Annotated in this window: 22 protein-coding genes; 14 read left to right on the forward strand and 8 right to left on the reverse strand. The window is 68.5% G+C overall.

The genetic code is table 11. From position 1 onward, the window contains the following. The first annotated feature begins 795 nt into the window (after positions 1 to 795). Both OG884_RS19800 and OG884_RS19805 read left to right on the forward strand, forming a co-directional pair. Positions 796 to 1,617 (forward strand): helix-turn-helix domain-containing protein, encoded by an 822-nt coding sequence (locus tag OG884_RS19800; protein WP_326634976.1) that lies wholly within the window; start codon positions 796 to 798, stop codon positions 1,615 to 1,617. Then, entirely contained in the window at positions 1,614 to 1,820 is a 207-nt protein-coding gene (locus OG884_RS19805; RefSeq protein WP_326634978.1) for a DUF397 domain-containing protein, read from the forward strand. The genes OG884_RS19800 and OG884_RS19805 overlap by 4 nt, the downstream gene beginning before the upstream one ends. Before the next feature lie 1,276 nt (positions 1,821 to 3,096). On the opposite strand, the gene OG884_RS19810 is transcribed toward OG884_RS19805, so the two are convergent. From OG884_RS19810 to OG884_RS19825, 4 genes are all read right to left on the reverse strand, one after another. Next, positions 3,097 to 4,056, reverse strand: a complete 960-nt coding sequence (locus OG884_RS19810; RefSeq protein WP_326634980.1) for an NAD-dependent epimerase/dehydratase family protein — start codon at positions 4,054 to 4,056, stop codon at positions 3,097 to 3,099. Between the two features lie 162 nt (positions 4,057 to 4,218). Continuing rightward, positions 4,219 to 5,202: a 2-oxoacid:ferredoxin oxidoreductase subunit beta gene (locus OG884_RS19815; protein WP_442811488.1), complete on the reverse strand. Its 984-nt coding sequence runs from the start codon at positions 5,200 to 5,202 to the stop codon at positions 4,219 to 4,221. Positions 5,203 to 5,275: 73 nt separating this feature from the next. Continuing rightward, positions 5,276 to 7,129 carry a 2-oxoacid:acceptor oxidoreductase subunit alpha gene (locus OG884_RS19820; RefSeq protein WP_326634985.1) on the reverse strand — a complete coding sequence of 618 codons (1,854 nt, stop codon included), beginning with the start codon at positions 7,127 to 7,129 and terminating at the stop codon, positions 5,276 to 5,278. 439 nt (positions 7,130 to 7,568) lie between these two features. Beyond that, a complete protein-coding gene (locus OG884_RS19825; protein WP_326634987.1) occupies positions 7,569 to 9,044 on the reverse strand; it encodes a polysaccharide deacetylase family protein in 1,476 nt (491 codons plus the stop codon). A gap of 178 nt (positions 9,045 to 9,222) precedes the next feature. Between OG884_RS19825 and OG884_RS19830 the strand changes: the two genes are divergently transcribed. From OG884_RS19830 to OG884_RS19850, 5 genes are all read left to right on the forward strand, one after another. Continuing rightward, on the forward strand, positions 9,223 to 9,594 hold the full coding sequence (locus OG884_RS19830) for an NADH-quinone oxidoreductase subunit A (RefSeq protein ID WP_326634989.1): 372 nt from the start codon (positions 9,223 to 9,225) through the stop codon (positions 9,592 to 9,594). Positions 9,595 to 9,637: 43 nt separating this feature from the next. Continuing rightward, entirely contained in the window at positions 9,638 to 10,135 is a 498-nt protein-coding gene (locus tag OG884_RS19835) for an NADH-quinone oxidoreductase subunit B (protein WP_326634991.1), read from the forward strand. After that, entirely contained in the window at positions 10,128 to 10,670 is a 543-nt protein-coding gene (locus OG884_RS19840) for an NADH-quinone oxidoreductase subunit C (RefSeq protein WP_326634993.1), read from the forward strand. Before OG884_RS19835 ends, OG884_RS19840 begins: the two co-directional genes overlap by 8 nt. 201 nt (positions 10,671 to 10,871) lie before the next feature. Continuing rightward, positions 10,872 to 11,825, forward strand: coding sequence for an NADH-quinone oxidoreductase subunit NuoH (nuoH, locus tag OG884_RS19845; RefSeq protein ID WP_326646955.1), 954 nt, complete (start codon positions 10,872 to 10,874; stop codon positions 11,823 to 11,825). A 125-nt stretch (positions 11,826 to 11,950) separates the two neighbouring features. Then, positions 11,951 to 12,889, forward strand: coding sequence for a hypothetical protein (locus OG884_RS19850; RefSeq protein WP_326634995.1), 939 nt, complete (start codon positions 11,951 to 11,953; stop codon positions 12,887 to 12,889). Between the two features lie 172 nt (positions 12,890 to 13,061). Here the strand turns inward: OG884_RS19850 and OG884_RS19855 are convergent, their stop codons facing one another. Next, on the reverse strand, positions 13,062 to 14,489 hold the full coding sequence (locus OG884_RS19855) for a serine/threonine-protein kinase (RefSeq protein ID WP_326634996.1): 1,428 nt from the start codon (positions 14,487 to 14,489) through the stop codon (positions 13,062 to 13,064). 258 nt (positions 14,490 to 14,747) lie between these two features. Between OG884_RS19855 and OG884_RS19860 the strand changes: the two genes are divergently transcribed. From OG884_RS19860 to htpX, 7 genes are all read left to right on the forward strand, one after another. After that, positions 14,748 to 15,557: a NuoI/complex I 23 kDa subunit family protein gene (locus OG884_RS19860; RefSeq protein WP_326634997.1), complete on the forward strand. Its 810-nt coding sequence runs from the start codon at positions 14,748 to 14,750 to the stop codon at positions 15,555 to 15,557. Then, positions 15,554 to 16,090 carry an NADH-quinone oxidoreductase subunit J family protein gene (locus OG884_RS19865; protein ID WP_326634999.1) on the forward strand — a complete coding sequence of 179 codons (537 nt, stop codon included), beginning with the start codon at positions 15,554 to 15,556 and terminating at the stop codon, positions 16,088 to 16,090. The genes OG884_RS19860 and OG884_RS19865 overlap by 4 nt, the downstream gene beginning before the upstream one ends. A 1-nt stretch (position 16,091) precedes the next feature. Continuing rightward, positions 16,092 to 16,424 (forward strand): NADH-quinone oxidoreductase subunit NuoK, encoded by a 333-nt coding sequence (gene nuoK, locus OG884_RS19870; RefSeq protein WP_326635000.1) that lies wholly within the window; start codon positions 16,092 to 16,094, stop codon positions 16,422 to 16,424. Then, positions 16,421 to 18,373 carry an NADH-quinone oxidoreductase subunit 5 family protein gene (locus tag OG884_RS19875; RefSeq protein ID WP_326635002.1) on the forward strand — a complete coding sequence of 651 codons (1,953 nt, stop codon included), beginning with the start codon at positions 16,421 to 16,423 and terminating at the stop codon, positions 18,371 to 18,373. The genes nuoK and OG884_RS19875 overlap by 4 nt, the downstream gene beginning before the upstream one ends. 201 nt (positions 18,374 to 18,574) lie before the next feature. Then, positions 18,575 to 20,392, forward strand: coding sequence for a complex I subunit 4 family protein (locus OG884_RS19880; protein ID WP_326635004.1), 1,818 nt, complete (start codon positions 18,575 to 18,577; stop codon positions 20,390 to 20,392). Next, positions 20,389 to 22,026, forward strand: a complete 1,638-nt coding sequence (locus tag OG884_RS19885) for an NADH-quinone oxidoreductase subunit N (protein ID WP_326635005.1) — start codon at positions 20,389 to 20,391, stop codon at positions 22,024 to 22,026. The genes OG884_RS19880 and OG884_RS19885 overlap by 4 nt, the downstream gene beginning before the upstream one ends. Before the next feature lie 73 nt (positions 22,027 to 22,099). Further along, positions 22,100 to 22,951: a zinc metalloprotease HtpX gene (gene htpX, locus OG884_RS19890; protein ID WP_326635007.1), complete on the forward strand. Its 852-nt coding sequence runs from the start codon at positions 22,100 to 22,102 to the stop codon at positions 22,949 to 22,951. Positions 22,952 to 23,011: 60 nt separating this feature from the next. Here htpX and OG884_RS19895 read toward each other — a convergent pair whose 3' ends face one another. The 3 genes from OG884_RS19895 to OG884_RS19905 form a co-directional block, all read right to left on the reverse strand. Then, positions 23,012 to 23,890: a hypothetical protein gene (locus OG884_RS19895; protein WP_326635009.1), complete on the reverse strand. Its 879-nt coding sequence runs from the start codon at positions 23,888 to 23,890 to the stop codon at positions 23,012 to 23,014. A gap of 206 nt (positions 23,891 to 24,096) precedes the next feature. Beyond that, a complete protein-coding gene (locus tag OG884_RS19900) occupies positions 24,097 to 24,672 on the reverse strand; it encodes a pyridoxamine 5'-phosphate oxidase family protein (RefSeq protein ID WP_326635011.1) in 576 nt (191 codons plus the stop codon). A gap of 311 nt (positions 24,673 to 24,983) precedes the next feature. Further along, positions 24,984 to 25,292: a TetR family transcriptional regulator C-terminal domain-containing protein gene (locus tag OG884_RS19905; RefSeq protein ID WP_326635012.1), complete on the reverse strand. Its 309-nt coding sequence runs from the start codon at positions 25,290 to 25,292 to the stop codon at positions 24,984 to 24,986. Positions 25,293 to 25,451 lie beyond the last annotated feature (159 nt).

Consider the following 25,451-nt stretch of genomic DNA (forward strand, 5'->3'; position numbering starts at 1 on the left):
TTGCTGGAACCCGCTTGGAAGGGGATATCGGGGGGTGTTCGGGGAAAGGTGCCGGGGCCTGCCTGGGGAAAGTGGTGGGGGGTGCCGGGGTGAGGGTCGGGTGGATGGGGTGGGCCGCCGGGTGGCTGGAGAGGTTGAGGCGGCGGCGGGCGGTCATTCGGGCGTGGACCTGGGCGGGTGTGGGCTGCTCCCAGTGGTGGTGTGCGCGGTGCGGGAGGCTGGTGGCCTCGTGCGCGTACGGGGGGTGACCACACCAGCGGCAGCCGAGGGGCATCGGCGGCTGGTCTGCGTGCCAACGTACCCGGATCGGCCTGGGGTTTCCTCTAGGGTTGTGCATCAGGTCGGATCTCCTGAGTCCGGTCGAGGGGCTTGTCATGGCGTGCCGTGCCGTGGCAGGCCCCGCTTTATCTGTGTGTTAAGGGCGATATAGCCCTGTATTTCCGTCTTGCGCGAAGTGGCTTCCGTCCACCCGGTGGGGCTTACTCAGTGGTGACAAGTGTGTGTCCGAAAGAGGCGTGAGCCGCGATCGATGGTGCGTTTTTCACTGAATCGGCAGACATTTCCACTCCTTTTATCCGGACATATGCTGCGATTTTTTCGACGGTCGTAGAGGGTTGCTCTCCGTGCTCAAGAGAGGGCCGCTCCGGTGGTGTTTCCGCTCTCCCGGACCTCTTCATAGGGTGCCCCTAGGTGACTACTTTGGGTATCGAAAGTCGAGGCACATCAGTGTGACAGTTTGTGGAAAAGCTGCTCTGCTTGTGTCGCGTGTGGAATCCCCCGCTGGACGGAGCTGAAATGTCCAAGGACCCCAAACTCAACCCGAAAAACGAAAAATGGGCTCTCTTCGGCGCGGAACTCCGCAAATACCGGAAAAAGGCAAAAATGACCCAGGATGATCTGGCCGAGGTGACTCAGTTCAGCAGGAGCCTGCTGAGCTTCACCGAGAGAGGCGAGCGCAATCCCAGCCGTAACCTGGCACAACGCTGCGACGACGCTCTGGGCGCGAACGGAGAACTCATCCAGTACTGGACGTACATCACCCACGCGGCGAGCCCTCGCTGGTTCCGCGACTGGCTCGACATCGAACCGGAAGCGCACACCCTGCACGCTTGGGAGCCGCTCGTCGTGCCCGGCCTTCTCCAGACCGAGGAGTACGCGCGGGCGGTTATTCGCGGAGAGCCGGGCATAACTGACGAGCAGGTAGAAAAGGCCGTCGCGGCTCGCATGGAGCGACAGAAGATCTTGTTGAGATCTACGCCGCCTATGCTCTGGGTTATCCTCGACGAAGGAGTCCTGCACCGCCCGATCGGCGGAGAAGAGGTCATGCAACACCAACTCCAGCATCTTCTGGAAATGGTCGAGCTACCTCGGATTGGTATCCAGATTCTTCCTTTGATACGAGGGTCGACTACGGGAACTTCGGGAGGCTTCGTGATCGCCCAGCTTCCAGGAAACCCGGATATGGTATATGTCGAGTCTGTAACGCACGGACATGTGACAAATCGGCCAGAGGATGTCGGGGCTGTCTGCGCCCGATACGACACCATCCGAGCTGAGGCAAGCCCTCAGTACGTCTCGATCGAATTGATCAGAGAGGCAGAGAGGCTATGGGCATGAGCGATGAGCTGAAAAGCGCGGCCTGGCGTAAGGCCACCAAGAGTGCGTCAAACCAAGGGAACTGCCTGGAGGTTGCTCCGTTGTCGGGTGGTCGGGTGGGGTTGCGTGACACCGAGGCTCCCGAGCGGGCGCCGTTCGTGGTGAGCGCGAGTGTCTGGGACGCCTTCGTCGACGGCGCCAAGAAGGGCGAGTTCGACTTCTGACCCCTACTACGGAAGCCCCCGGAACCCCTGGCCGCCTGGCCAGGGGTTCCGTCGTTGACCTACCCGCGTTTGATGGTTGAGGTTCTCGGGCCGGAAACTCCCACGGCGGTGCCTGCATCGCATCGGGCCAGGTCTTGCTCACGCCTGATCTCCGTAGCGAGCCGCTCCATCGCGGCGGACTTCTCGGCATCCGACAGCATAGGTAGTCCCGCAGCCCGGCGCCGCTCCCGCGCCCGCTGCTTCACCTCGTCCCAGTTGACCGCGCTCATTCGTACTCCCCGCCATCCAGCTCCATCCATGCCTTAACCCTGGCGTTAAGTTCGCAGAAAAGGGGGCGCTTTTCTGAGCAGAGGAACAAGCCGGGTCGCGTCCGCGCAGGTGGTGTACGAGTGTTTGAGATCGGTACCCGCGTCGCGCCTGGCTGATCGCCGTTGAAAAGCGGGGCGTCGTCCGTGGGGAAAAGCGCGGCGGGGGTGGTGGAGTGGTTGGGGGCCGCTCACCGGTAACGCATCGCGCAGGGTGGGGGCGGGCGTTGGTCGGGTGTGGGTGACCGGGGGCGGGCCGGTGGAGCTCCGGGAGGGGGCAAAGCGGGTCATGGCGGGCGTGGAGGCGGGGCCGTGGTGGTGACGATCGGGGATTTTCCATGATCTGGGTGAGTTGGCACGCTGGGGGCGTGCGGATTCACCCAGATCAAGGAAGGCACCACTCCCCGCCCCTCGGGTGGGCCGCTTTTCGTGGTGGAAGGCCCCATTCGTCCCTGCACCCGGTTGGGGGCGGCCCTTGACCGGACGCCCCGCGGACCTTCGTCCCCGCACGGCGAGAGCCCCGCACGGCGAGAGCCCCGTGCGAGGCGGCGGCGAGGAGCGGTGAGGAGCGGCCCCGGATCCTTCCGCACCGCGGCGGACCCGTACCGATGAGCGGTCTTGGGCCACTCCACGGTCCTCGGCGCGCTTTTGATCTTCGACCCCGCACGATGCGTCACCAACGAGCGGCCCTGAAGCACTCCACCACCCTCGCCGCGCTTTTGATCTTCGACCCCGCACGACGCGACACCAACGAGCGGCCCCACACCACTCCACCACCCTCGCCGCGCTTTTCCCCACGGACGACGCCGCGCTTTTCCACCGTGACCGGCTTACCGGACTTGGATGCTCGTACACCACGTCCATGGACGCGACCGCCGTCTGCTCTGCTTCCGTAAGCTTGTCCTCTTATGCCTGTTTGCGGGTGCGGGTCGTCTTCGGAGGGCGCGTGGTGGCCCAGTTGAGTCGGCCGCTCAGCCGTTTTCGCGGGTGAACCACTCCACGGTCCGCCGCAGCCCCTCCTCAAGACCGACGGTGGGCCGCCAGCCGAGGATCTCGGCGGCGGGGGCCGGGTCGGCGATCCTGGCGCTGTCCAGCGGTCTGTCGGTGAGCGCGCCGTAGCGGGGGCCGACCCGGCCGCCGACGATCCGGGAGAGCAGGTCCACCGTGTCGCGGATCGAGGTGCCCGTCCCGGTGCCGATGTCGAAGGCCCGGCCCGCCGCGTCCGGGGTCTCGCCCGCCGCGAGGAAGGCGTCGACCACGTCGTCCACGTACACCCAGTCGAGTTCGCGCGTCCCGCTGCCCAGCTCGGGTTCCCGCCCGCGCAGCAGGGACAACGCCACGTAGGGGACCAGCTTGCGGGTGTCCTGACGGCCGGGTCCGTAGACCATGCCGATCCGCAGGTTGCTGACCTGGACGCCCCACAGGTGGTGGAACATCCGCGCGTAGCCGTCCGCGGCCCACTTGGACACCGCGTAGGGCGAGGACGGCGCCCTGTCGCCCTCATCGGGCCGTAGCTCCTCCAGCGAGCCCGCCAGCACCACCCGGGTCCCGGTGCTGTCGGCGCCGCCGGCGACCGCCGTGAGCAGGTTGACCACACCGGTGAGGTTGCTGTGCAGCATCGGCAGCACCAGCCGGGGATCCCTGGCCCCGGCGACCTCGCTGGCCAGGTGGAACACGACCTCCGGGCGGACGGAGGCGACGAGCTTCTCCACCGCGCCCTCGTCGGCGACGTCGGCGATGTGCCAGGTCTCGCCGTCCGTGCTCTCCCTGACCCGGCGGCCGACCGCGTGCACCCGCGCGCCGAGTACGCTCAGGCGTCGCACCAGGTGGGCCCCGATGAAGCCGCCCGCCCCTGTCACCAGCACCCGTTTCCCACGCCAGCGATCCTCTGCTCCGTGCACGGGGGCGTGTGCCGCTACCGGGCTTCGCATGTGAGCTCTCCCTGTTCGAGCGAGGTTCTCGGGGGAAGGACCGGATAATTCATACCGCGTGACGTCGGATATCGGCAGGCATTACCGAGAGTCCGGGGAAAAGCGATGAGGCCCGCTCCGAAGAGCGGACCTCATCAGGTGGCACCGGGTGCGGGTGTCGGGTCAGCCGATGCGCCAGGTGTCTCCGGCGAGCAGCAGGTCGTTCAGGTCAGCTGGGCCCCGCTCACCGATGGCCTCCTGGAGTTGCTCGGCCATGAGCTCGTCGTAGGAGGGGCGGGAGACGCTGCGGAAGACGCCGATCGGGACGTGCTCGAAGGCGGGCTCGTCCAACCGGGAGAGCGCGAAGGCCAGCGAGGGATCGGCGCGGTGGGCGTCGTGCACGAGGATCTCGTCCTCGCTCACCGCCGACCTCGGGACGACCTCGATGCCGCCGTCCGCCGCCCGGCGCACCGCCTTGGAAGCCGAGGCGATGGGCTGGCCGTGCTCCAGACGGAGCGTGATGTCATCACGCCGTTCCGGGTCCTTCAACTGCTCGAAGGCGTTGTCGTTGAAGATGTTGCAGTTCTGGTAGATCTCGACCAGGGAGGTGCCCCGGTGCTCGGCGGCCTGGCGCAGCACCGACTGCAGGTGCTTGCGGTCGGAGTCGATGGTCCTGGCCACGAAGGAGGCCTCGGCGCCGATGGCCAGCGAGATCGGGTTGAACGGCTTGTCCAGCGAGCCCATCGGGGTGGACTTCGTGATCTTGCCGACCTCGGAGGTCGGGGAGTACTGGCCCTTGGTGAGACCGTAGATCCTGTTGTTGAACAGCAGGATGTTCAGGTTGACGTTGCGGCGCAGCGCGTGGATGAGGTGGTTGCCGCCGATGGACAGCGAGTCGCCGTCACCGGTGATCACCCAGACCGACAGGTCGGGACGCGAGGTGGCCAGGCCGGTCGCGATCGCCGGGGCACGGCCGTGGATCGAGTGGAACCCGTAGGTGTCCATGTAGTACGGGAACCGGGAGGAGCAGCCGATGCCCGAGACGAACACCATGTTCTCGCGCTTGAGGCCGAGCTCCGGCACGAACGACTGGACCGCGGCCAGGATGGCGTAGTCACCGCATCCGGGGCACCAGCGGACCTCCTGGTCGGTCTTGAAATCCTTCATCCCGAGCTTGACCTCGGACTTCGGGACCAGCGAAAGCCCCCCGCCGGTTCCGGGGACGGACGATTCGGTACCACTACTCACTGTCGATCACGTCCTGGATCACGCCGGCAAGTTCCTCGGCCTTGAACGGAAGCCCACGCACTTGGTTGTAGCTGATGATGTCGACCAGGAAGCGGGCGCGGAGCAGGAGCGCGAGCTGGCCGAGGTTGATCTCCGGCAGGAGCACCTTGTCGTACGCGCGCAGGATCTCGCCGGTGTTGGCGGGCAGCGGGTTGAGGTGTCGCAGGTGAGCCTGGGCGACCTTGCCGCCGGCCTTCCTGATGCGCCGCGCGGCCGCCGCGATCGGCCCGTACGTGGACCCCCAGCCGAGCACCAGCACGCGGGCGTCACCGTCGGGATCGTCCACCTCCAGCGCCGGGATGTCGTGGGCGATCCCGTCGATCTTGGCCTGGCGGACCCTGACCATCCGGTGGTGGTTGTCGGGATCGTAGGAGATGTTTCCGGTGTTCTCGGCCTTCTCGATGCCGCCGATCCGGTGCTCCAGGCCGGCGGTGCCGGGAATCGCCCAGGGGCGGGCGAGGGTCTCGGAGTCGCGCTTGAACGGCAGGAAGGTCACGCCGTCCTCGGCGTTCGGCCCGGAGGCGAACTCGGTGGAGATGTCGGGCAGATCGGCGGCGTCGGGCACCTTCCACGGCTCGGAGCCGTTGGCGAGGTAGCCGTCGGAGAGCAGCATGACCGGGGTGCGGTATTTCACCGCGATCCTGGCCGCCTCCACCGCCGCGTCGAAGCAGTCGGAGGGGGTCGCGGGGGCGATGATCGGCAGCGGCGACTCGCCGTTGCGGCCGTACATGGCCATCAGGAGGTCGGTCTGCTCGGTCTTGGTGGGCATGCCGGTGCTGGGACCCGCGCGCTGCACGTCGACCACGATGAGCGGCAGCTCGGTGGTCACCGCGAGGCCGACGGTCTCGGCCTTCAGCGCGACACCGGGCCCGGAGGTCGTCGTGATGCCCAGGGCACCGCCGAAGGCGGCGCCGAGCGCCGCGCCGACGCCCGCGATCTCGTCCTCCGCCTGGAAGGTGCGGATGCCGAACCGCTTGTGCTTGGAGAGCTCGTGCAGGATGTCGCTGGCCGGGGTGATCGGGTAGGACCCGAGGAAGAGCGGCAGCTTCGACTGCACCGAGGCGGCGATCAGGCCGTAGGCGAGCGCCTGGTTGCCGGAGATGTTGCGGTACACGCCAGGGGCCAGTTTGGCTGGCTTGACCTCGTAGGAGACCGAGAAGGACTCGGTGGTCTCGCCGTAGTTCCAGCCCGCCTGGAAGGCGGCGATGTTGGCCTTGGCGATGTCGGGCTTCTTGGCGAACTTGGTCTCCAGGAACTGGATCGTCGCCTCGGTGGGCCGGTGGTAGAGCCAGCTCAGGAGCCCGAGGGCGAACATGTTCTTGGACCGCTCGGCGTCCTTCTTGGACAGCGCGAAGCCTTCGAGGGCCTTGACGGTCAGCGAGGTCAGCGGCACCGGGTGGACCCGCCACGCGGCGAGCGAGTCGTCTTCGAGCGGGTTGACCTCGTAGCCCACCTTCTGCAGGTTGCGCTTGGTGAACTCGTCGATGTTGGCGATGATGTCGGCGCCGCGCGGCAGGTCCGAGAGGTTCGCCTTCAGCGCGGCGGGGTTCATCGCGACCAGGACGTTGGGCGCGTCACCCGGGGTGAGGATGTCGTGGTCGGCGAAGTGGAGCTGGAAACTCGACACGCCCGGCAGGGTGCCTGCGGGGGCGCGGATCTCAGCGGGGAAGTTGGGGAGTGTCGACAGGTCGTTGCCGAACTCAGCCGTCCCGGCGGTGAAGCGGTCGCCGGTCAGCTGCATGCCGTCGCCGGAGTCACCGGCAAAACGGATGATCACGCGTTCGAGTTGCTGAACCTGCTTGGTCACAGCTCAGTCCTCCTCGACGCGACAGGGCGCCGTTGCTCGTGGCACATTCTTTTTTCCATGCTAGATCCTCGGGGTCAGGCGCCATGTTTTTCGCTAGATCCTCGGGGTCAGGCGTCGTGTTTTTCGCTAGAACCTCGGGGTCACGCGTAGTGTTTTCGCGTTCCACTCGGCCGAGGAAGGCAACCCGTGTCGCATGTCCTCGGCGGCCGCTGGGTCGAAACCTGGGCGCGCAGTCGCGTGTTGGGCCGTACCACGGCCTACGTGAAAGTCACGATCGCGGACGGTCGTCCCGACACAGCCCCGCTGCGAGCCGGCACAGGTCGACGTGCAGGCGGGCGAAGAGGACAGTTGAGGTCACGCTGCCTAACTATACGTCCCGCTGCGGACGTGCTCTCATCGTCTCTGGCTATGGCCCCATAGCTCCAGGTTATGACATCGGCTACCGGTCCAGCGCCGTCGAAACGCCCCCGGAGTCGTAGATTCGGCCGGGCACCATCCCGCGCGAGCCGTACAGCTCGGGAACGGTGACAAAGGTATAGCCCGCCGCGGAGAGCCGGCGCAGGATTTCGGGGACCGCGTCGACCGCCGCGGGATGGGAGTCGTGCATGAGGACGATCGCTCCGGGCTCGACCCGGGTGACGGTCCGGTCGGCGATCGCCCGGGGGGGGCGGTCCTGCTGGTCATCGGGGTCCACGTTCCAGCGCACCACGGCCATGTTCAGGCGGCTCGCGATGGAGGCCACCTGAGTGTCGACGCCGGCGTACGGCGGGCGCACCAGGGTGGGGGCCTGGCCGATGATCGGGGCGATCGCGTGCTGCGCGCGGGTGAGCTGGTCGGCGATCTCGGTGGGGGTCAGCATGGTGAGATCGCGGTGGGACCAGGTGTGGTTGGCCACCAGGTGGCCCTCGTCGCGTATCCGCCTGAGCAGGTCGGGCCGGGTGGAGGCGTTGGAACCGAGGGTGAAGAAGGTCGCCCTCGCTCCGTGGGCGCGGAGGATGTCGAGTAGCCGCGCGGTCTCCGGGCCCGGCCCGTCATTGTAGGTCAGCGCCACGCACCTGAGCTTCGCGCAGTCCACGCTGCCCGCCTTGGAACTGCGCGCCGGAGGCTTGTCGGTGCTCGCGGCCTCGATTTCCTCCCGCGACGTGGGGGCCGGAACCTTCTTCGCCGCCACGGCCGTGCGCTGTGCCCGCAGCCCGATCTCCGACAGCAGCGGCGCCGCGGTCGCGGACGGTACGGCGACCGCCACCCGGCCGGCGACCCCCAGCCCCACCTGCTCGTCGTCGAACTCCACGACGAGGCCGCCACGCGGGTTGAAACCGAGGGAGTCGAACATCTCCCGGTCCGGCCTGAGCGCGTTCGGGTTCACCAGCGGTCTTCGCAGCGCCAGTTCGCTTTTGACGATCCCGGCCAGCGTGACCAGCGCGGGACGGCCGGTGAGCAGGTCGGAGGAGTCGAGGGCGCGCCGCTTCACCCGGTCGTACCAGACGGTGGTGCGCGCCTCGTGCCAACCCGACTCCTTGGAGTGACCGATGCGCAGCCGTATCCCCAGGACCTCGGGGGACGCGGCGGCGAGCTGCCAGTCCACGTTGAATTCGGGCTTGGGCAGGGCGTCGGCGAGGCCGTTGCGCCGGGTGAACCCGTCGAACCCTTCGCGCACGATCCCGTGGAGCTTCTTGGTGAGGAGGGGGGCGTCGGTGACGATCGGATAGGCGGCGTGCGCGTGCAGGTTTCCCGCCTCTCCGGAGAACAGGGTCTGGGTGCTCAGGCCCTGGACCACGGAGGGGTCCACATAATTGATCAATGTGGGCTCCGAGGGCACGGGGGTCTTCGCGGAAGAGGGGGTGATGGCTGCGCCGCAACCGGCGATCGTCACGGCCATCCAGGCGATTCCTCCGACGAATCGCAGGTTGGGCATGAAGTCACTTTAGGCGAGAAAATGGTGCATTTACCCTGATTTGAGATTAAGTGCACGGAGACTTTAGCACCTTGGGCGCATGGGCTTCGCTGCATGACGGGAAGGGCGGATACTGCTATAGGTAGGGCGTACGGCAGATCCAGGGAGGCCGTGCGGCAGGCCCCGAAGAGGAGAGGCCATGAGCGGATATTTCGGCTCTTATATGGTGGTCCTCGCGCTGTTCGCGATCGGCCTGCTGATCGTCGCCGGGGCGCTGCTCGTCAACCGGGCGCTCCGTCCCAGCCGCCCCACCCCCGAGAAGCTGCTCACCTATGAGTGCGGCGTCGACCCGGTCGGCGACGGCTGGGCGCAGTCCCAGATCCGCTACTACGTGTTCACCTACCTGTACGTGATCTTCGCGGTTGACGCGGTCTTCCTCTTTCCCTGGGCGACGATCTTCGCCGAGCCCGGCTTCGGTGTGGCCACCCTGGCCGAGATGTTCGTCTTCCTTGGCTTCATCACGCTCGGCATCCTGTACGCCTGGCGCAAGCGCGTGCTCACCTGGACCTGAACCGGGCGAGCGCGGTCACCGACCCTGAAGGAGAATGCGAGCCATGGCAGATCTCCCGATGCCCACGGTGGGCCCGGCCTCACGGCTCGCCCCCAAACCCATGCGCTTCATCCTCAACTGGGGGCGTCGCTACTCACTGTGGGTGTTCAACTTCGGACTGGCCTGCTGCGCCATCGAGTTCATCGCGACCTCGATGAGCAGGCATGACTTCATCAGATTCGGGGTCATTCCGTTCGCCAACGGTCCCCGGCAGGCGGATCTGATGATCGTCTCGGGCACGGTGACCGACAAGATGGCCCCCGCGGTCAAGCGGCTCTACGAGCAGATGCCCGACCCCAAGTACGTGATCTCCTTCGGCGCCTGCTCCAACTCCGGCGGTCCGTACTGGGACTCCTACTGCGTGACCAAGGGCGTCGACCAGATCATCCCGGTGGACGTCTACGTCCCCGGCTGTCCTCCCCGCCCCGAGGCGCTGCTCCACGGCATCATGATGCTCCAGGAGAAGATCGCCGCCGAGAACCTGGGTGACCGCTATGCCTGACCCGCAGCCTTTCACCTACGGCGAGAGTGCCCGGGTGTCGGAGTCCTTCGGCTACCGGACCGTCGAGGTGGACGCCGACGACTGGATCGCCCTGCTGGAGTCCGCCAGATCCCAGGGGTACGAGTTCTTCGACTGGCTGACTGCGGTGGACGACCCGCCGGAGGCTTTCGCGGTCGTCGCCCACCTCTTCGCCCCCGCCTCCCACGCCCACCTGCTGCTGCGCACCAGGGTGTCGCGGCTGGACCCCCGGCTGCCCAGCGCGGTCGGCGTCTTCCGCGGAGCCGACTGGCATGAGCGCGAGACCTTTGAGATGTTCGGCGTCGTCTTCGAGGGCCACCCGAACCTCGTCCCGCTGCTGCTCCCCGAGGGCTTCGAGGGCTTCCCGCTGCGCAAGGACTTCGTACTGGCCGCCCGGGTCGCCAAGGCGTGGCCGGGAGCCAAGGAACCCGGCGAATCCGACCACGGCTCGCCGAGCCGCCGCAAGACGCTCCCGCCCGGGGTGCCCGCCGACTGGGGGCGAGAGCGTGGCGGCTGAGACACTCCGGCGGCCGGGACGCCCCGGTGCCCGTACCGCCTGTGACGTCCGTACCGCCTGTGACGTCCGTACCGCCTGTGACGTCCGTACCGCCTGTGACGTCCGTACCGCCTGTGACGTCCGTACCGCCTGTGACGTCCGTGACATATGTGAGGCCCGTGGTGACCGGGGGGTTCCCCCGGAGGAGCGGAGGTGCATGTGATCGCCGAGGTGCTCGACGTCGCGGTCCGGCTGGTCGTGATCGTCGCGGCCTTCCTGGTGCTGCCGCTGGTCGCCGGGCAGATGGAGCACAAGGTCATGGCGCACATGCAGGCGCGCCTCGGCCCCATGTACGCCGGAGGCTTCCACGGCTGGGCCCAGCTGATCGCCGACGGGATCAAGTTCATGCAGAAGGAGCAGGTGGTCCCGACCGCCGCCGACCGCCGGGTTTTCAACCTGGCACCCGGCGTGGCGCTGGTCCCCTATCTCCTGGTGCTGGTCGTCATCCCGGTCGGGCCCGGGCTGGTCGGGGTCGACCTGGACGCCGGGTTGTTCTTCGTCCTCGCGGTGATGGGCGTCGGGGTGCTCGGCTCGATCATGGCCGGCTGGTCGTCGGGCAACAAGTACTCGGTCCTGGGCGGGGTGCGCTCGGCGGCCCAGCTCATGTCGTACGAGCTGCCGCTGGTCCTCGCGGCCTCCAGCGTCGCGATGGCGGCGGGCACGCTCTCCCTGCCGGGCATCGTGGAGGCCTGGCAGTGGTGGTGGCTGCCCTGGCAGGCGATCGGCGGCGTGGTCTTCTTCGTCGCGGGGCTCGCCGAGCTCCGCCGCCCGCCGTTCGACATGCCGATCGCCGACTCCGAGCTCATCATGGGCCCGATGACCGAGTACACGGGCATGAGGTTCGCCCTGTTCATGCTGGCCGAGTACGCGGGGATCATCGTGGTCTCCGCGCTGACCAGCGTGCTGTTCCTGGGCGGCTGGCAGGGGCCCCTCCTGCCGGGACCGGTGTGGATGCTCATCAAGGTCTTCCTACTGGTCTTCGTGGTCATCTGGCTCAGGGTGAGCTATCCCAGGCTCCGCGAGGACCAGCTGCAGAGGCTCGCCTGGGTCGGTCTGGTGCCGCTGGCACTGGTCCAACTCGCCCTGACGGGGATCGTCAGGGTCGCCGCCGGGTAGCCTCGCACCACGCGCCCGCACCGGTTTCCCGCTCGGCCCACCGCAGGGCTGATCTGACGTTCGAAGCGCCCACGCTGGGCAGGGGGCAGCGCGCCCTGCGACACCACTTGCCAAGGACGGAACGGATGACACTCGCGCTTGCCGTGGAAAACGACGAACTGGTCGTCGATGTGCCGGAACACCCGCCGGTGCGGCTGCCGCTCATCGGTACGGGCCGGGCGAACACGTTGCTGATCTTCGGCTATCCCGGCAGGGGCAGGACGAGATACGGCCTGGCGGTGCTCGACGAGTCCGGCCTGGTCATGCTGGAGGCTCCGGGCTCCCGGTCGAGGGGAGCGGTGGAGGCGTTCGCCACGGCCAACGGGCTGGAGTTCGAGCTCCGGGCGTTCGACACCCCGCAGCAGGCCAGGGTCGCGCTCGCCCGCAGATCGCCGAGGTGGCGCGCGGTGATCTGGCGCAGGGCGCCCGCGCCCCTGCCGCGTCTGCGGGTGCCCGGGGTGAGAAGCCTCAGGCCGCCGCTGAGCTCGCCGCAGGTGTGGTGGCGAGAGCAGTTGCTGTACGTGCTCATGTGGGCGGTGCTCGCCTACGGGGTGGTCTTCGTGGTGCTCGTGCTCCTCAACCTGACCGACGCCCGTGCCGACGTCGCCCGGGGGATGGGCCCGCTCGTGATCGTCGCCCTGGGGCTGGCCGGGCTGACCGTCGCCGGGGCCGTCGTCGTGGTCGGGATCGGCCGCCGCAGGTCCCGTGACCAGACCGCCCAGGGACGCGTGCTCAGGCGCGAGGATCAGCCGCACTGCCGCCTGGTGGTCGTCCACGGCCGTCTGTTGCTGGAGACCGCGCGCAGGACCCGCGAGCTGGACGCCTCCGAGCTGCTGCTCTACCGGGCGGAGTCCGGAGTGACCGGCCTGCTGGTGGGCGGGGGGCTGTTCCACCTGCCGGGGCGCTGGAACGCGGGGGATGTCGAGCGCTTCGCCATGGGTAACGGCCTGAGGTTCCAGGCTCGCTCGCTGACCCACGAGGAGTACCTGGACCTGACGGCAGGGGCGAAGGACGCGGTTCCCTGACCTGCCGGCCGGGAACGTCCGCGGCCGTCGCACCGGCCGGTGGATCTCCTTTGGGGTCCCTTACCGCGGGACCTCTGGCGGGGGATCCTTACCGCGAGCCCTCTGGCGGGGGATCCTTACCGCGAGCCCTCTGGCGGGGGATCCTTACTGCGGGACTTCTGGTGGGGGATCCTTACTGCACGATCCGCAGCATGATGTCGGCGGCCGTGGGCCGGTTGCGGGGCTGCTTGTCCAGGCAGGCCGCGGCCAGCGGGCGCAGTGACCGGGGCAGGGCCGTCAGGTCCGGTTGGTGGTTGATCACCCGGTTCAGGATCGCGGGGATGGTGTCCTCGCCGAAGGCCACCCGGCCGGAAGCAGCGAAGATCATGGTCGAGGCCCAGCTGAACACGTCGGTCTCCGGGCCGACCGTCTCGCCCGCGAGCTGCTCGGGCGACATGTAGGCGGGGGTGCCCATGATGTTGCCCGACGTCGCGGTGACCTGGTCGAGGGCTCGGGCGATGCCGAAGTCGATCACGCGGGGTCCGTCGGCGCCGATCAGCACGTTGGCCGGTTTGAAATCCCGGTGCACCACGCCGGCCCGGTGGATCGCGGCCAGCGCGCCCGCCGTGGCCAGGGCCAGCCGGGTCAGCCCGTCCTCGGCACGCGGACCCTTGTCGCGGACCAGCTGCTCCAGGGAGACGCCTTCCACGTACTCGCTGACAACGTACGCCTGGTCCTCGTTGATGTTCACGTCCAGCACCCGGGCCGTGGAGAAGGTCGCCACCCTGCGCGTCGCCTCCACCTCCCGCAGGAATCGCTCCCTGACCACCTGGTTGCCGTTGAAGTGCTCGTGCAGCACCTTGATCGCGACCTTCTGCCCTTGTGGGGTGAGCGCGAGGTGGACTGTTCCCTGGCCGCCCTTCCCCAGGTTGCCGATCAGGCGGTAGGGCCCCAGCCAGCCCTGGGGGGCCGGGGTGTTCTGGGGGCTTTGGGGATTCTGGCCCTGTGCGGCGTGGGTGGGCTGGCCCTGCGTGAATTGCCCCTGCGTGAAGTGGCTCTGCGTGAATTGGCCCTGGGCGTATTGGGGCGGTCGGTCGTCACGATGATGGGGCTGTGCCTGCTGGTATCCGCCGTGGTGCGCGGGCCCCGGGTGCCGCTGCGGTGGCCGTTGGGCCGGCGGGTGCAGGTTCGAGGCCACGGTGGGGCCGGTCTGGTACGGCGCAGCCTGGGGCGGATGCCCGTACTCCGGGGTCGGTCGCGGGGGGAATTCCTGGAACGGTCGCTGCCGGAACACCTCTCCCCTGAGGATCAGCGCGTGACCCAGCCCGCCGAGCCAGCTGCCTAACAGGCCGATCATCTGGATGGTCTCCAGCCAGACCGGGATGAGATCGGAGCTCCCGTAGATCCCGGCGGTGATCACGAAGGTGCCGATGCCAAGGCCGTAGAGGGCGGCGGCGAGGGCCAGTAACGGGCTCCGCAGCCGGCGCGCGGCGTGGCCGATGACGAACGGCGTCCCGACACCGCAGGTCAACAGGGGTACCAGCGCCCACACCACGCTCCACGCGGTGTTGGATCGTGCCGGTGGTCGCGACTGCCAGGCCGGTCCGTACTGGTGGGACATGTGGCGAACAATACGATTTTTTCATGATGCCCGCAGTCTCTTCTGTGTCGCCCTGGTGCCTGGGGGCCGATTATCGAACACACAGTCTGTGGATAACTTCTGTGGATAACTTCTGCGGGTAACCCGAGTCTCCTTGCCGCGGCGGTCTGAGAGGACCAGCCGCATTCCCGTGCGCGCCGCTGTGCGTCATGATGTTGAGTTGTGGCACGGATACCAGGAGTGGGGTTGGTGAAGGGACTCTCCGTCACCCTTCGCCACATGCTGAGCAGATCGGTGACTCAGCAGTACCCCGAAGTCCGGCCGGATCTGCCCCCGAGGAGCAGGGGGGTGATCGCGCTGGTCGAGGAGAACTGCACGGTGTGCATGCTCTGTGCCCGCGAGTGCCCCGACTGGTGCATCTACATCGACTCCCACAAGGAGACCCTTCCCGCCCCGGAGGGGGGCCGCCCCCGCGCCCGAAACATGCTCGACCGCTTCGCGATCGACTTCTCCCTCTGCATGTACTGCGGGATCTGCGTCGAGGTCTGCCCGTTCGACGCGCTGTTCTGGTCCCCGGAGTTCGAGTACGCCGAGGGCGACATCCGTAACCTCCTTCACGAGAAGGACAAGCTGGCCGCCTGGGCCCACACCGTCCCGCCGCCCCCGGCCCACGAGCCAGGCGCCGATCCGCCGAAGGAACTGGCGGCCACCTCCCGCCCGGTCCGCCCCCGTCCCGCACCTGCCTCCCAGGCTCCTTCGGCTCCCCCGCCCGGTGCGCCCGCCCCGCCCGGTGCGTCCGGTGCGTCCGGTGCGTCCGCCACGTCCGACGCCCCGGCAGCCCTCGCGGAGCCGCCCGCGCAGCGCGTTCCGCCCCCCGGCAGGCCGTCCAGGCCAGGCCCCTCGGCGGGGCACGCGAGCGTCCGGGCCATCCGGCCGCCGGGCGCCCTTCCCAAGAAGGACGCCCCGTCCACAGGCGAGTCATCCGCCGAGAAGTTATCCACAGGTAGGGGTGACGTTCCTCCGGAGGCGGCCCCACCGGAGCAGACTTCTCCCACGGATCCGAGTGGAGAGCCAGAGGAGGAGAAGTGACCGAGGCGCCGTCCTATCTGTCGCCGACCGGGCAGGAGATCGTCTTCCTCCTGCTGGGCGCGGTGGCCGTCGGGTCGGCGCTGCTTACCGTGACCACCAGGCAGCTCGTCCACGCCGCCCTGTGGCTGGTGGTCTGCTTCGGCGCGCTGGCCGGGTGTTACCTGGTCCTCACCGCCGAGTTCGTCGCCTGGGTCCAGGTGCTGATCTACGTCGGCGCGATCGTCGTCCTGCTTCTGTTCGGCATCATGCTCACCCGCGCCCCGATCGGCAGGAGCGCAGACCTCGACAGTCCGAACCGGCCGGTCGCCGTGATCGTGGCGATCGCCACCGCGGCCGTGCTGGTCACCGTCGTCGTCGACGGCTTCCGCATGGCCTACGTCCCGCTTGAGCCAGGCGGCGGCTCGGCAGGGGAACTCGGCTCCAGCATCTTCCGCAACTGGGTGCTCCCGTTCGAAGTGCTCTCGATCCTGCTGCTGGCGGCACTGATCGGCGCCATAGTCCTGTCCCGCACCGACATACGCGGGAGGGACTGAGGTGCACGTCGTCTACCCCCTGGTCGTCTCGGCACTGCTGTTCTCCATCGGCGTTTACGGCGTGCTCGCCCGCCGCAACACGATCCTCGTGCTGATGTCCGTCGAGCTCATGCTCAACGCCGTCAACCTCAACCTGGTCGTCTTCGACGTCTGGTTGCGCGACCGGCTGCACAGCGGGCAGGTCCTCACGCTGTTCGTCATCGTGATCGCCGCCGCCGAGGTCGGCCTCGGCCTCGCGATCATCCTCGGGCTCTACCGCAACCGCCAGACCATCGACCTCGACCGCCTTCGCTCCCTATCCGAGGCGGACACCAGGCCGGGTGACGCGCCATGATCGCTATTACCTCGCTCGTGATCCTGCTGCCCTTCCTCGCCGCGGCCACCGGGCTTCTCGGCTCCCGATTCCCCCGAGGGCTTCGCGGCGCGACGCCCCTCAACCCCGGTACCGGCACGGATCCCAACGCCGACGCCAACCGCCGGGCCGCCTGGATCGCCGTGGCGCCCACCGCGATCTCCACCGCCCTGGCGATCTGGCTGGCCTACGCCACCTGGACGGCCACGGGCCAGGGCGGAATCGAGCCGTCGGCCCCGATCGGGAGCGGGGGGCAGGGCGCGGTCGACGGCGTCACCGCGACGTTCACCGTCATCGAGACGGGGTCGGTGCCGATCTCGGTCGGGCTGCTCGTCGACGGACTCGCCGCGTCGATCGCGGTGCTGGTCACCGTGGTCGCGCTGGCCGTGCAGGTCTACTCCATCGGCTACATGCGCGGTGACCGGCGCTACCCGTCCTACAGCTCCTTCATCAGCCTGTTCACCAGCGCCATGCTGCTGGTCGTCTACGCGGCAGACCTCCTGGTCCTCTACGTGGGCTGGGAGATCATGGGCCTGTGCTCGTACCTGCTGGTCGGGCACTGGTGGGAGGATCGGGCCAACTCGCGGGCGGCGATCAAGGCGTTCCTTGTCACCCGGATCGGCGACGTCGGCTTCCTGTTCGGCATCTTCGTCCTCGGGACGGCAGCCGGCAGTTTCAGGATCGCCGATGTCCTCGCCGGGGTTCCCGAGATGTCATCCGGCACGCTCATCGCCGCCACCATGCTGCTGCTGGCCGGGGTCGCGGGCAAGAGCGCCCAGGTGCCGCTGCACGTCTGGCTCCCCGACGCGATGGCAGGACCGACACCGATCAGCGCCCTCATCCACGCGGCCACCATGGTCGCCGCCGGGATCTTCGTCGTCGCCAGGCTCTACCCCGCCTTCCTCGCCGCCCGTCCCACCCTGGACGTACTCGCGGTCCTGGCCGCCCTCGGCATGCTCGGCGCGGCGCTCGCCGCCCTGGCCCAGGACGACCTCAAACGCGTCCTCGCCTACTCCACGATCAGCCAGCTCGCCTACATGGCGGGTGCCCTGGCCGCGGGCTCACAGAACGCCGCGATCTTTCACCTGATCACCCACGGTGCCTTCAAGGCACTGCTCTTCCTCTGCGCCGGGGCGGTGATCCACGCGGTCGGCTCCAACCTGATGAGCACGATGGGAGGTCTGCGCAGAGAGCTTCCCGTCACCTTCGCCGCGATGACGATCGGCTTCGCCGCACTGATGGGCCTGCCTCCGGCCAGCGGCTTCTTCAGCAAGGACGAGATGCTGGTGGCCATCGAGCACTCCCTGTCCGCGGGCCCGCTGACCGATGCCGCAGCCCTCCTGCTCTATGGTTGCGCGCTCGCCACGATCGCGGTGACCGGCGCCTACGCCACCCGCGCGTGGCTGCGCACCTTCTTCGGGCAGCGTGCCCCGCGGCCCGAGCCCGTGGCGGGCGAGGCCCACGCCGCCGTATCCGAGGTGCCGGCCACCATGCGCCGGCCCATCGTCGTCCTGGCCGTTCCGGCCCTGCTTCTCGGCTTCGCCCGCATCGGCGACGTCCACTGGGGCACCGCCGCCCTCAGCCTCACGGTGGCACTGCTGGGCGCGGGGGCGGTCTACGCGGTGTGGCGCTCCGGGCCCCAGGCCGACCCGGCCCGCGTGCTCGGTCCCTTTCGCGCACCCTGCGAGCGGGCCTTCTACGTCGACTCCGTCTACACCAGGCTCCTGGTCCGGCCCGTGCTGCTCCTCGCGGGCCTCGTCGTCCGTACGGACAACCGCGTGGTGGACGGTGCGGTACGCGGCTCGGGCCGGGCGACCCTGAGACTGGCGGGGTTGGTCCGTCTGATGCAGAACGGCAACGCCCAGCTCTACATCACCGGCCTGCTGGCGGGCCTCCTCCTGATCGCGGCCGGGGCGGTGATCTTCAGGTGAGTTCTCTGTTCCTCTGGGGCGGCGTGGTCGTCATCGTGCCGCTCTCCACCCGTCTGGCGGTGACGCGCCGTTGACCTCTCCCCGGCGGCCGACCTCTCTTCGGCGATCGAACTCACCGAACTCGGTGCCGAACCTGGAACCGAACTCAGAGCTGAACTCAGAGCTGAACCCGGGGCCGAATCTCTGTGAGGTGGCCGCGCCATGAGCTGGCTCCTGATCGCGCTTCTCGGCGTGCCACTCGCCGGAGCAGGCGTGCTGCTCGTGCCGTCCGGGGCGGATGCGGCGGCAAGGGAGCGGCTACTAAGGGTGCACGGGCCGGCCGTCTCCGGGGTCACGTTCGTACTGTCGGTGGTGCTGGCCGCCACGTTCGACTACGGTGACGCCGCCCGCGTGCAGTTCGTGACCGACCTGGCCTGGATCCCCGGTCTGGATCTCAGGTTCCACCTCGGCGTGGACGGGATCTCACTGCCACTGGTCGTGCTGACCACGCTGCTGACCTTCCTCTGCTTCGTCTACCTGTGCCGGGGTCGCGCCGACGGCCCCGGACAGCTGCTGGGACCCGGACGCGGCGGCAGTCGGCCGCGGGCACTGGTGTTCACGCTGCTCGTCCTCGAAGTGGGCATGATCGGCACGTTCCTCGCGCTCGACCTGCTGCTGTTCTTCGTGTTCTTCGAGGTCGTCCTCATCCCGATGTACTTCGTGATCGCCATCTGGGGAGGACGTGCCCGCCGGGCGGCGGCGATCAAGTTCATCCTCTACACCCTGCTGGGCTCGGTGGTCCTCCTGCTCGGTCTGCTGATCATCTGGTCGCAGACCGGCACCCTGGACATGACCGCTCTGGCCCGGGCGCGGGGAACGGGCATGTCCCGCTCGGTGCAGATCATCGCCTTCCTGGCCGTCGGCATCGGTTTCGCGGTCAAGACCCCGATGTGGCCGCTGCACACCTGGCTGCCCGACGCCCACACCGAGGCGCCCACCGTCGGCTCGGTGCTTCTGGCGGGGGTGCTGCTCAAGATGGGCACGTACGGTTTCGCCAGAATCGCGATCCCGGTCCTGCCCGACGGGGCCGTCGCGATGGCCCCCTGGCTCGGAGCCTTCGCGGTGATCGGCATCATCTACGGCTCGTTGGCCTGTCTGGCCCAGCGCGACCTCAAAAGGATGATCGCCTACTCCTCGGTCGGTCACATGGGCTTCGTGCTCCTGGGGTTCGCCACGCTGACCCCGGTCGGAATCAACGGCGCGCTGTTCGGCAACATCGCCCACGGCCTGATCACCGCCCTGCTGTTCTTCGTCGCCGGGGCGATCAAGGAGCGCTACGGCACCTGTGACATGCCCACCCTCGGTGGCGGCATGCTGACCCGCCTTCCCCACCTCGGTTCCCTGCTCACCTTCGCCTGCGTCGCCTCGCTCGGGCTGCCGGGACTGGCGGGCTTCTGGGGGGAGATGCTGGCCCTCCTCGGCGCCTTCGAACCGGCTGCGGGCCTGTCCGGCCCCCTCTATCTGGCCTTCATGGCTCTCGGAGGTCTCGGCACCGTGCTGACCGCCGCCTACTTCCTGCTCATGCTCTCGCGGGTCACCCATGGCCGGAGCACGGAGACCGTCCACGTTCCGCTCCTCGCCGGGGCCACCGCGGGTGCTCTCCCCGCCACGGGCCCGACGGGAGCCGAGGACGATGCCGTCACGACCGAGGCGAGCGGGGAAAGCCCCGCCCTCCACCGGAAGGACGGCAGCACGGCCGAGGTGGGCGGAGAGAAACGCGCCGGCCACGAGGACGATGCCCTCAGATCCAGGGGAGGCGGTGAGGAAGACCTCTCCGGGGCTGCGGCACCCGCCGGTGGGGGAGTCGCGCACCCGCCGGGAGCGGCGAGCGCGGGCAGGCCGCGGATGCCCGACGTCATGGGTTACGAGCTGGCCGCCTGGGTGCCGCTGATCGCGCTGATCCTGCTGTTCGGGCTCTGGCCCAAGGCGCTCCTCCTGCTCACCGATCCGGTGGTCCGGACCCTGGTGGGGGCACCGTGATCCAGTCGATCGACTACTACGCGGTCGCGCCGCTGCTGATCCTCGCCCTCACCGCCGGGCTGGTGCTGCTTCTGGACGCCTTCCTGCCCCGCAGGCCGTACGTCCGGCCGGCACTCGGCGCGGTCACGCTGGCGGGGGTGATCGGTGCCCTGGCGGTGGTGGTCTCGCAGGCCCTGCGTACCGGCGGCCCGCTGAGAACCTTCTGCGTGCCGGAGGGACTGCGCGGCTCCCCGCACGCGGTGATCGACGCCATCGCCCCCCTGAGCACCGAGTCCACGGCGACCTCGGCCGCCGTGGCGCCGTGCTCGTTCGTGGTCGACGACTTCACGCTGGTCTTCGCGGGGCTCGCGCTGGTGGCCGGGATCGTCGTGGTGCTGCTGTCGGCGGCCGAGCTCTCCTTTGGGGACATCCCTGTCGGCGAGTGGTACTTCCTGCTGCTCTGCACGTTGGCGGGTGCCGTCGCGCTGCCGGCCTCCCGTGATCTGATCATGCTGGTGGTCGCGCTGGAGCTCGTCTCGCTGCCGGTGTTCGCGCTCACCGCGCTCAGGCGCTACGACGGCCGGAGCTCCGAGGCGGCGGTCAAGCTCTTCCTGGTCTCCGTGGTCTCCACGGCGGTGATGCTCTTCGGGGTCTCCCTGCTGTACGGAACGACCGGGACCGTCTACCTCGACCGGATCGCCCACGCTCTGCGACAGCGTGTTTCCGGTGAGCTCGGCCTGAGGCTCGTCCTGGACGGTGCCGACACCGCCTACGGCTCCTCACTGGAGATCGGCTACGACCTGCCCGCCGTGGTCACCGTGGCAGTGGTGCTGGTCCTCGCCGGTTTCGCCTTCAAGATCGCCGCAGTGCCGTTCCATGCGTGGGCGGGCGACGTCTACCAGGGCGCGCCCATCCCCATCGCGGCACTTCTCTCCGTCATCTCCAAGGCGGCCGGGTTCGCCGGGCTGATCCTCATCCTGGTCGTCGCCCTGGGCAGTCAGGGCGCCACCTGGATCCCGCTGATCGCGATCATTGCCGCGCTCACCATGACCGTGGGCAACCTCCTGGCCATGCGCCAGCGCCACGCCGTGCGACTGCTCGCCTGGTCGTCCGTCGCCCAGTCGGGCTACATCCTTGCTCCCCTGGGCATCAGAAGCGACGAGGCGATGAACGCCTCGATCGCCTACCTGGTCTTCTACGCGGCGATGAACCTCGGGGCGTTCGCCGTGGTCACGCTGGTGTCGAGGCGCTCCGGCAGGGGAGAACTGGACGACTACCGGGGCCTGGCGTTCCGGAACCCGGCGGCAGGGCTGGCGCTGGCCTTTTTCCTGATCTGCCTGGCGGGCCTGCCCCCGGGGCTGGCCGGGCTCTTCGCCAAGATCGTGGTGTTCCGGGAGATCCTCGGCGGCGGTGGCGGCGGCTGGCTGGCCGTGGTGATGGCGGTCAACACGGTCGCGGGCCTCTACTACTACATCGCCTGGGTGATACGGATCTTCACTCCGGCTGCCGAGGGCGCGGAAACGGCCGGTCGCGCCGCCGGGTGGATGCCCGCAAGTGTGGCGATCGCGGTGGCCGGGATCGTCGCGGTCGCGTTCTCGGTCGCCCCCCAGTTGGTCTTCGATCTCATCCCCGGAGCACTCATCGCCGCCGGTTGAACCACCTGGGAACGTTCGGCCTGGCTGGAAACGTTGTCACAGGTGAATCGGCATCAACCGAAAGGGGGGTGTAGTGCACCACAACGGTCTGCGTACCGCGGTCCTTCTCGGCGCACTGTCCGCGGTGATCATCGCGGTGGGGGCGTGGGTCGGAGGCGGCGCAGGCGTGCAGATCGCGGTTCTGGTCGCGCTGGTGACCAACGGTGCCGCCTATTTCTTCTCCGACCGCATCGCGCTGTCGGCCATGCGTGCCCGGCCGGTGAGTGAGGTCGAGCAGCCGCTCCTCTACCGGATCGTGCGCGAGCTCTCCACGGAGGCTCGCCAGCCCATGCCCCGGCTCTACGTCTCGCCGACCATGCAGCCCAACGCCTTCGCGACGGGCCGCAACCCTCGTAACGCCGCTGTCTGCGTCACCTACGGGATCACTCAGATGCTCGATGAGCGAGAGCTGCGCGGTGTCATCGGGCACGAGCTCTCCCACGTCTACAACCGCGACATCCTGATCTCCTCGGTGGCCGGAGCGCTCGCCACCATGATCACCTATCTCGGCTACGTCGGGTTGTTCTTCGGCGGCGGAGACGACGACGAGGGTCCCGGGTTCATCGGCGCACTCCTCATGATCGTGCTGGGCCCGGTCGCGGCCGGGATGATCCAGATGGCCATCTCCCGCTCCCGCGAATACCAGGCGGATGAGTCAGGGGCTCGGCTGACGGGTGATCCGCTGGCACTCGCCTCGGCACTGAGAAAGATCGAGATGGGCGCCCGCCGGCTGCCCCTCCCGGAGAACGGCCGGATCGCCTCCACCTCCCACTTGATGATCGCCAACCCCTTCCGCGGCGCTGGGATCGGCCGGATGTTCTCCACCCACCCGCCCACCGCCGAGCGCGTCGCCCGCCTGGAGCGCATGGCCGGGTACCGCCGCTGACCGCTTGGCGCGAGAGCCTCCGGCAGGTTGCCGCCGCTGACCCCGCCGCATGAGGCGGGGTCAGGGGGTCAGGCCGGTGATGATCGGGTTGTGGACGGATCCGGGCACGATGAAGCCGCCGATCCGCTCCGTCCGGCCTGACTCCGGGTCGACCCGGTACCAGGTGTAGCGGGTGCCTCCCCCTCTCCTTAACCTGCGCGGGGTGACCGTCTGCAGGTCAAGGTGGCCCTTGCCGTTCCAACGCAGCCTGGTAGGGGTCCTGCCACGGGGCACGGCGATGGGACCGGGCCTCAGCGCACTGCCCGCGGACACGTCCCACAGGCCGATCCCCGTGTCACGCGCCGTGAAATGGGCGACGGTCTCCCCGCCGGGACCGAGCGCGCCTCCCGCCGGGACGCGTCCCCACTCGGCGAAGGGCGACATCGAGTAGATCCCCGCCTGGAACGAGTCATCCACCACCAGCACGAACCTCGTGTCGGGGCTGAAACTCCAGGGCCGTAGCCCCGGCGGCACCGGGACGCTCTCGCCGCTGTACGTGTCCAGGATCCGGTGCCCCCGCCTGATGCCCAGCACCGCGTACCGCCCGCCGGGAGAGAGTTCGATCCGCGCCGCGCGCATGGCGCGCGACCATCTCACGCCGGGCACCGTGCGTGTCTCGCCGGTCGCCATCTCCCGCACCACCAGCGCCCCGTCGCCGAGCTGAAAGTAGGTGACATACCTGCCGTTGGGGGACAGGGCCAGCGGAGCACGTTGCCTACCCCTGGAGAACACCCGGGCGTCGGTGAGGCTGACCACCCTGCCGCCGCGTACCCAGAGCTTCCACGGAGCACAGACGCACCCGTCGAGCCCCGCGTACCGGACCGGAGACCTCGCGTCTCCGGCCTGGGCCGGGATGCCCGTTCCCATGACCAGGACGACCAGGCCGACGCAAACACTCAAGCGGCGGAACAACCCCACTGAGGACCCCCCGAGTCTTCCGGACATCCGGGGGGCGTCCGCTACGTACGGGCTACTGTACGCCTCGGCCAAGGCCGACCGGCGGTGCCGCCATGGGTGTCATCCGACCTCGGAGAAAGACCGGAAACCTCATCGGACCAGGGCGAAAGGACCGGCCCTCGGGGGCTGGTCCGGATGAGGCGGTGGTCTCAGGAGTGCTGGGTGACCGGGTCGGTCTCCTCGGAGGAGAGACCGGGGATGCCGTCGATGCTCTCGCGATTCTTCGTCGCCCGGTAGGCACGTTTCTCCTGGACATCCTTGCGGCCCGCCCACTCGTCCAGCAGCGTCCGGTCACTGTCGAAGGACATGAACGGCACGGAGAAGCCGCAGGAGTCGGCGATGCGGTCGCAGTCGACGACGATGATCGATCGCACGCCCGGGTGCGGACCGAAGTTCCTGATCAGTGTGGCGAAGTCAGGGTTCTCCGGTACGACGACCCGGCCGGTGCCGTACAGGCGAAGAATGTTGGGAGGGCCGGAGAAGGCACAGAACATGACCGTGATCCGGCCGTTCTGGCGGAGGTGGGAGATGGTCTCCACCCCGCTGCCGTCCAGGTCAAGGTAGGCGATGGTGGTGTCGTCGAGAACGGCGAAGGTGTCGGCGTATCCCTTGGGGGACATGTTGACGTGACCGCCCTGCTCGGGAGCCGTCGCCACGAAATAGACCGGCTGCGCTCCGATGAACTCGCGTAGCCGGTCATTGATCCTGTCGTGAATTTTCCCCATAAAAGGACGATAATTCACCGTTACTCGCCGGGCAGCCAGCAGACCCACACGTTCTTCCTGAGGCCGAAGGAATCCCGCTTGCGGGGTGGTCCCGGTCCCGGCGTTCAGCGTCCGCTTCACGGCGGAGCCCAGCTCGCAGCCCAGCTCGCGTCCTGGTCGCTGTGGCTGGTCCAGAGAGTGGCTGTGGCTGGTTCAGAGAGTGGCTGTGGCTGGTCCAGAGAGTGGCTGTGGCTGGTCCAGAGAGTGAGCGAGCCGGCCGTGTCCCAAGGAGCCGGCGAAAGGTCCGGGGAGGCGGCCGCGCCGTGGGGTCGTCAGGGAACCTCTTCCGGCCGGGTGGCCAGGGCGCGCAGCCGGGTGCGGATCCCGGCTCGCGAGCGCTGGTACGCCGAGGTGTCGTCGAGCAGCAGCGCGGCCGAGTTCGCCGCGGTGGCGAGCGCGTCGAGCTCGAACGCCGGCTGGGCCGGATCGACATCCGCGTCGAGCTGGCCGAGCTGCTGGGCGTCCCGGATGGTCTGCTCGTACAGGCGCAGCCAGTCGCGGCGCGCCTGGGCCAGCAGATCGCGGAGACCATCAGACGGCTTGGCCGTCACCTCGCCACCGGCTGACCGGCTCTGGGCCACTCAAGCCTCATGATCGCTTTGAACGCGTCCGGAGGAGAGCGGCCCGAAGCGCCTGCCGTCGACTCCGCACTCGGCAGTGCGCATCCGAGAGTGGAGGGCGGTAACCGTGCGAGTCACAACTCCGCGAGTGGAGGGCGGTAACTGTGCGAGTCACAGCTC

It is taken from the genome of Streptosporangium sp. NBC_01755, assembly GCF_035917995.1.
Classification (GTDB): domain Bacteria; phylum Actinomycetota; class Actinomycetes; order Streptosporangiales; family Streptosporangiaceae; genus Streptosporangium.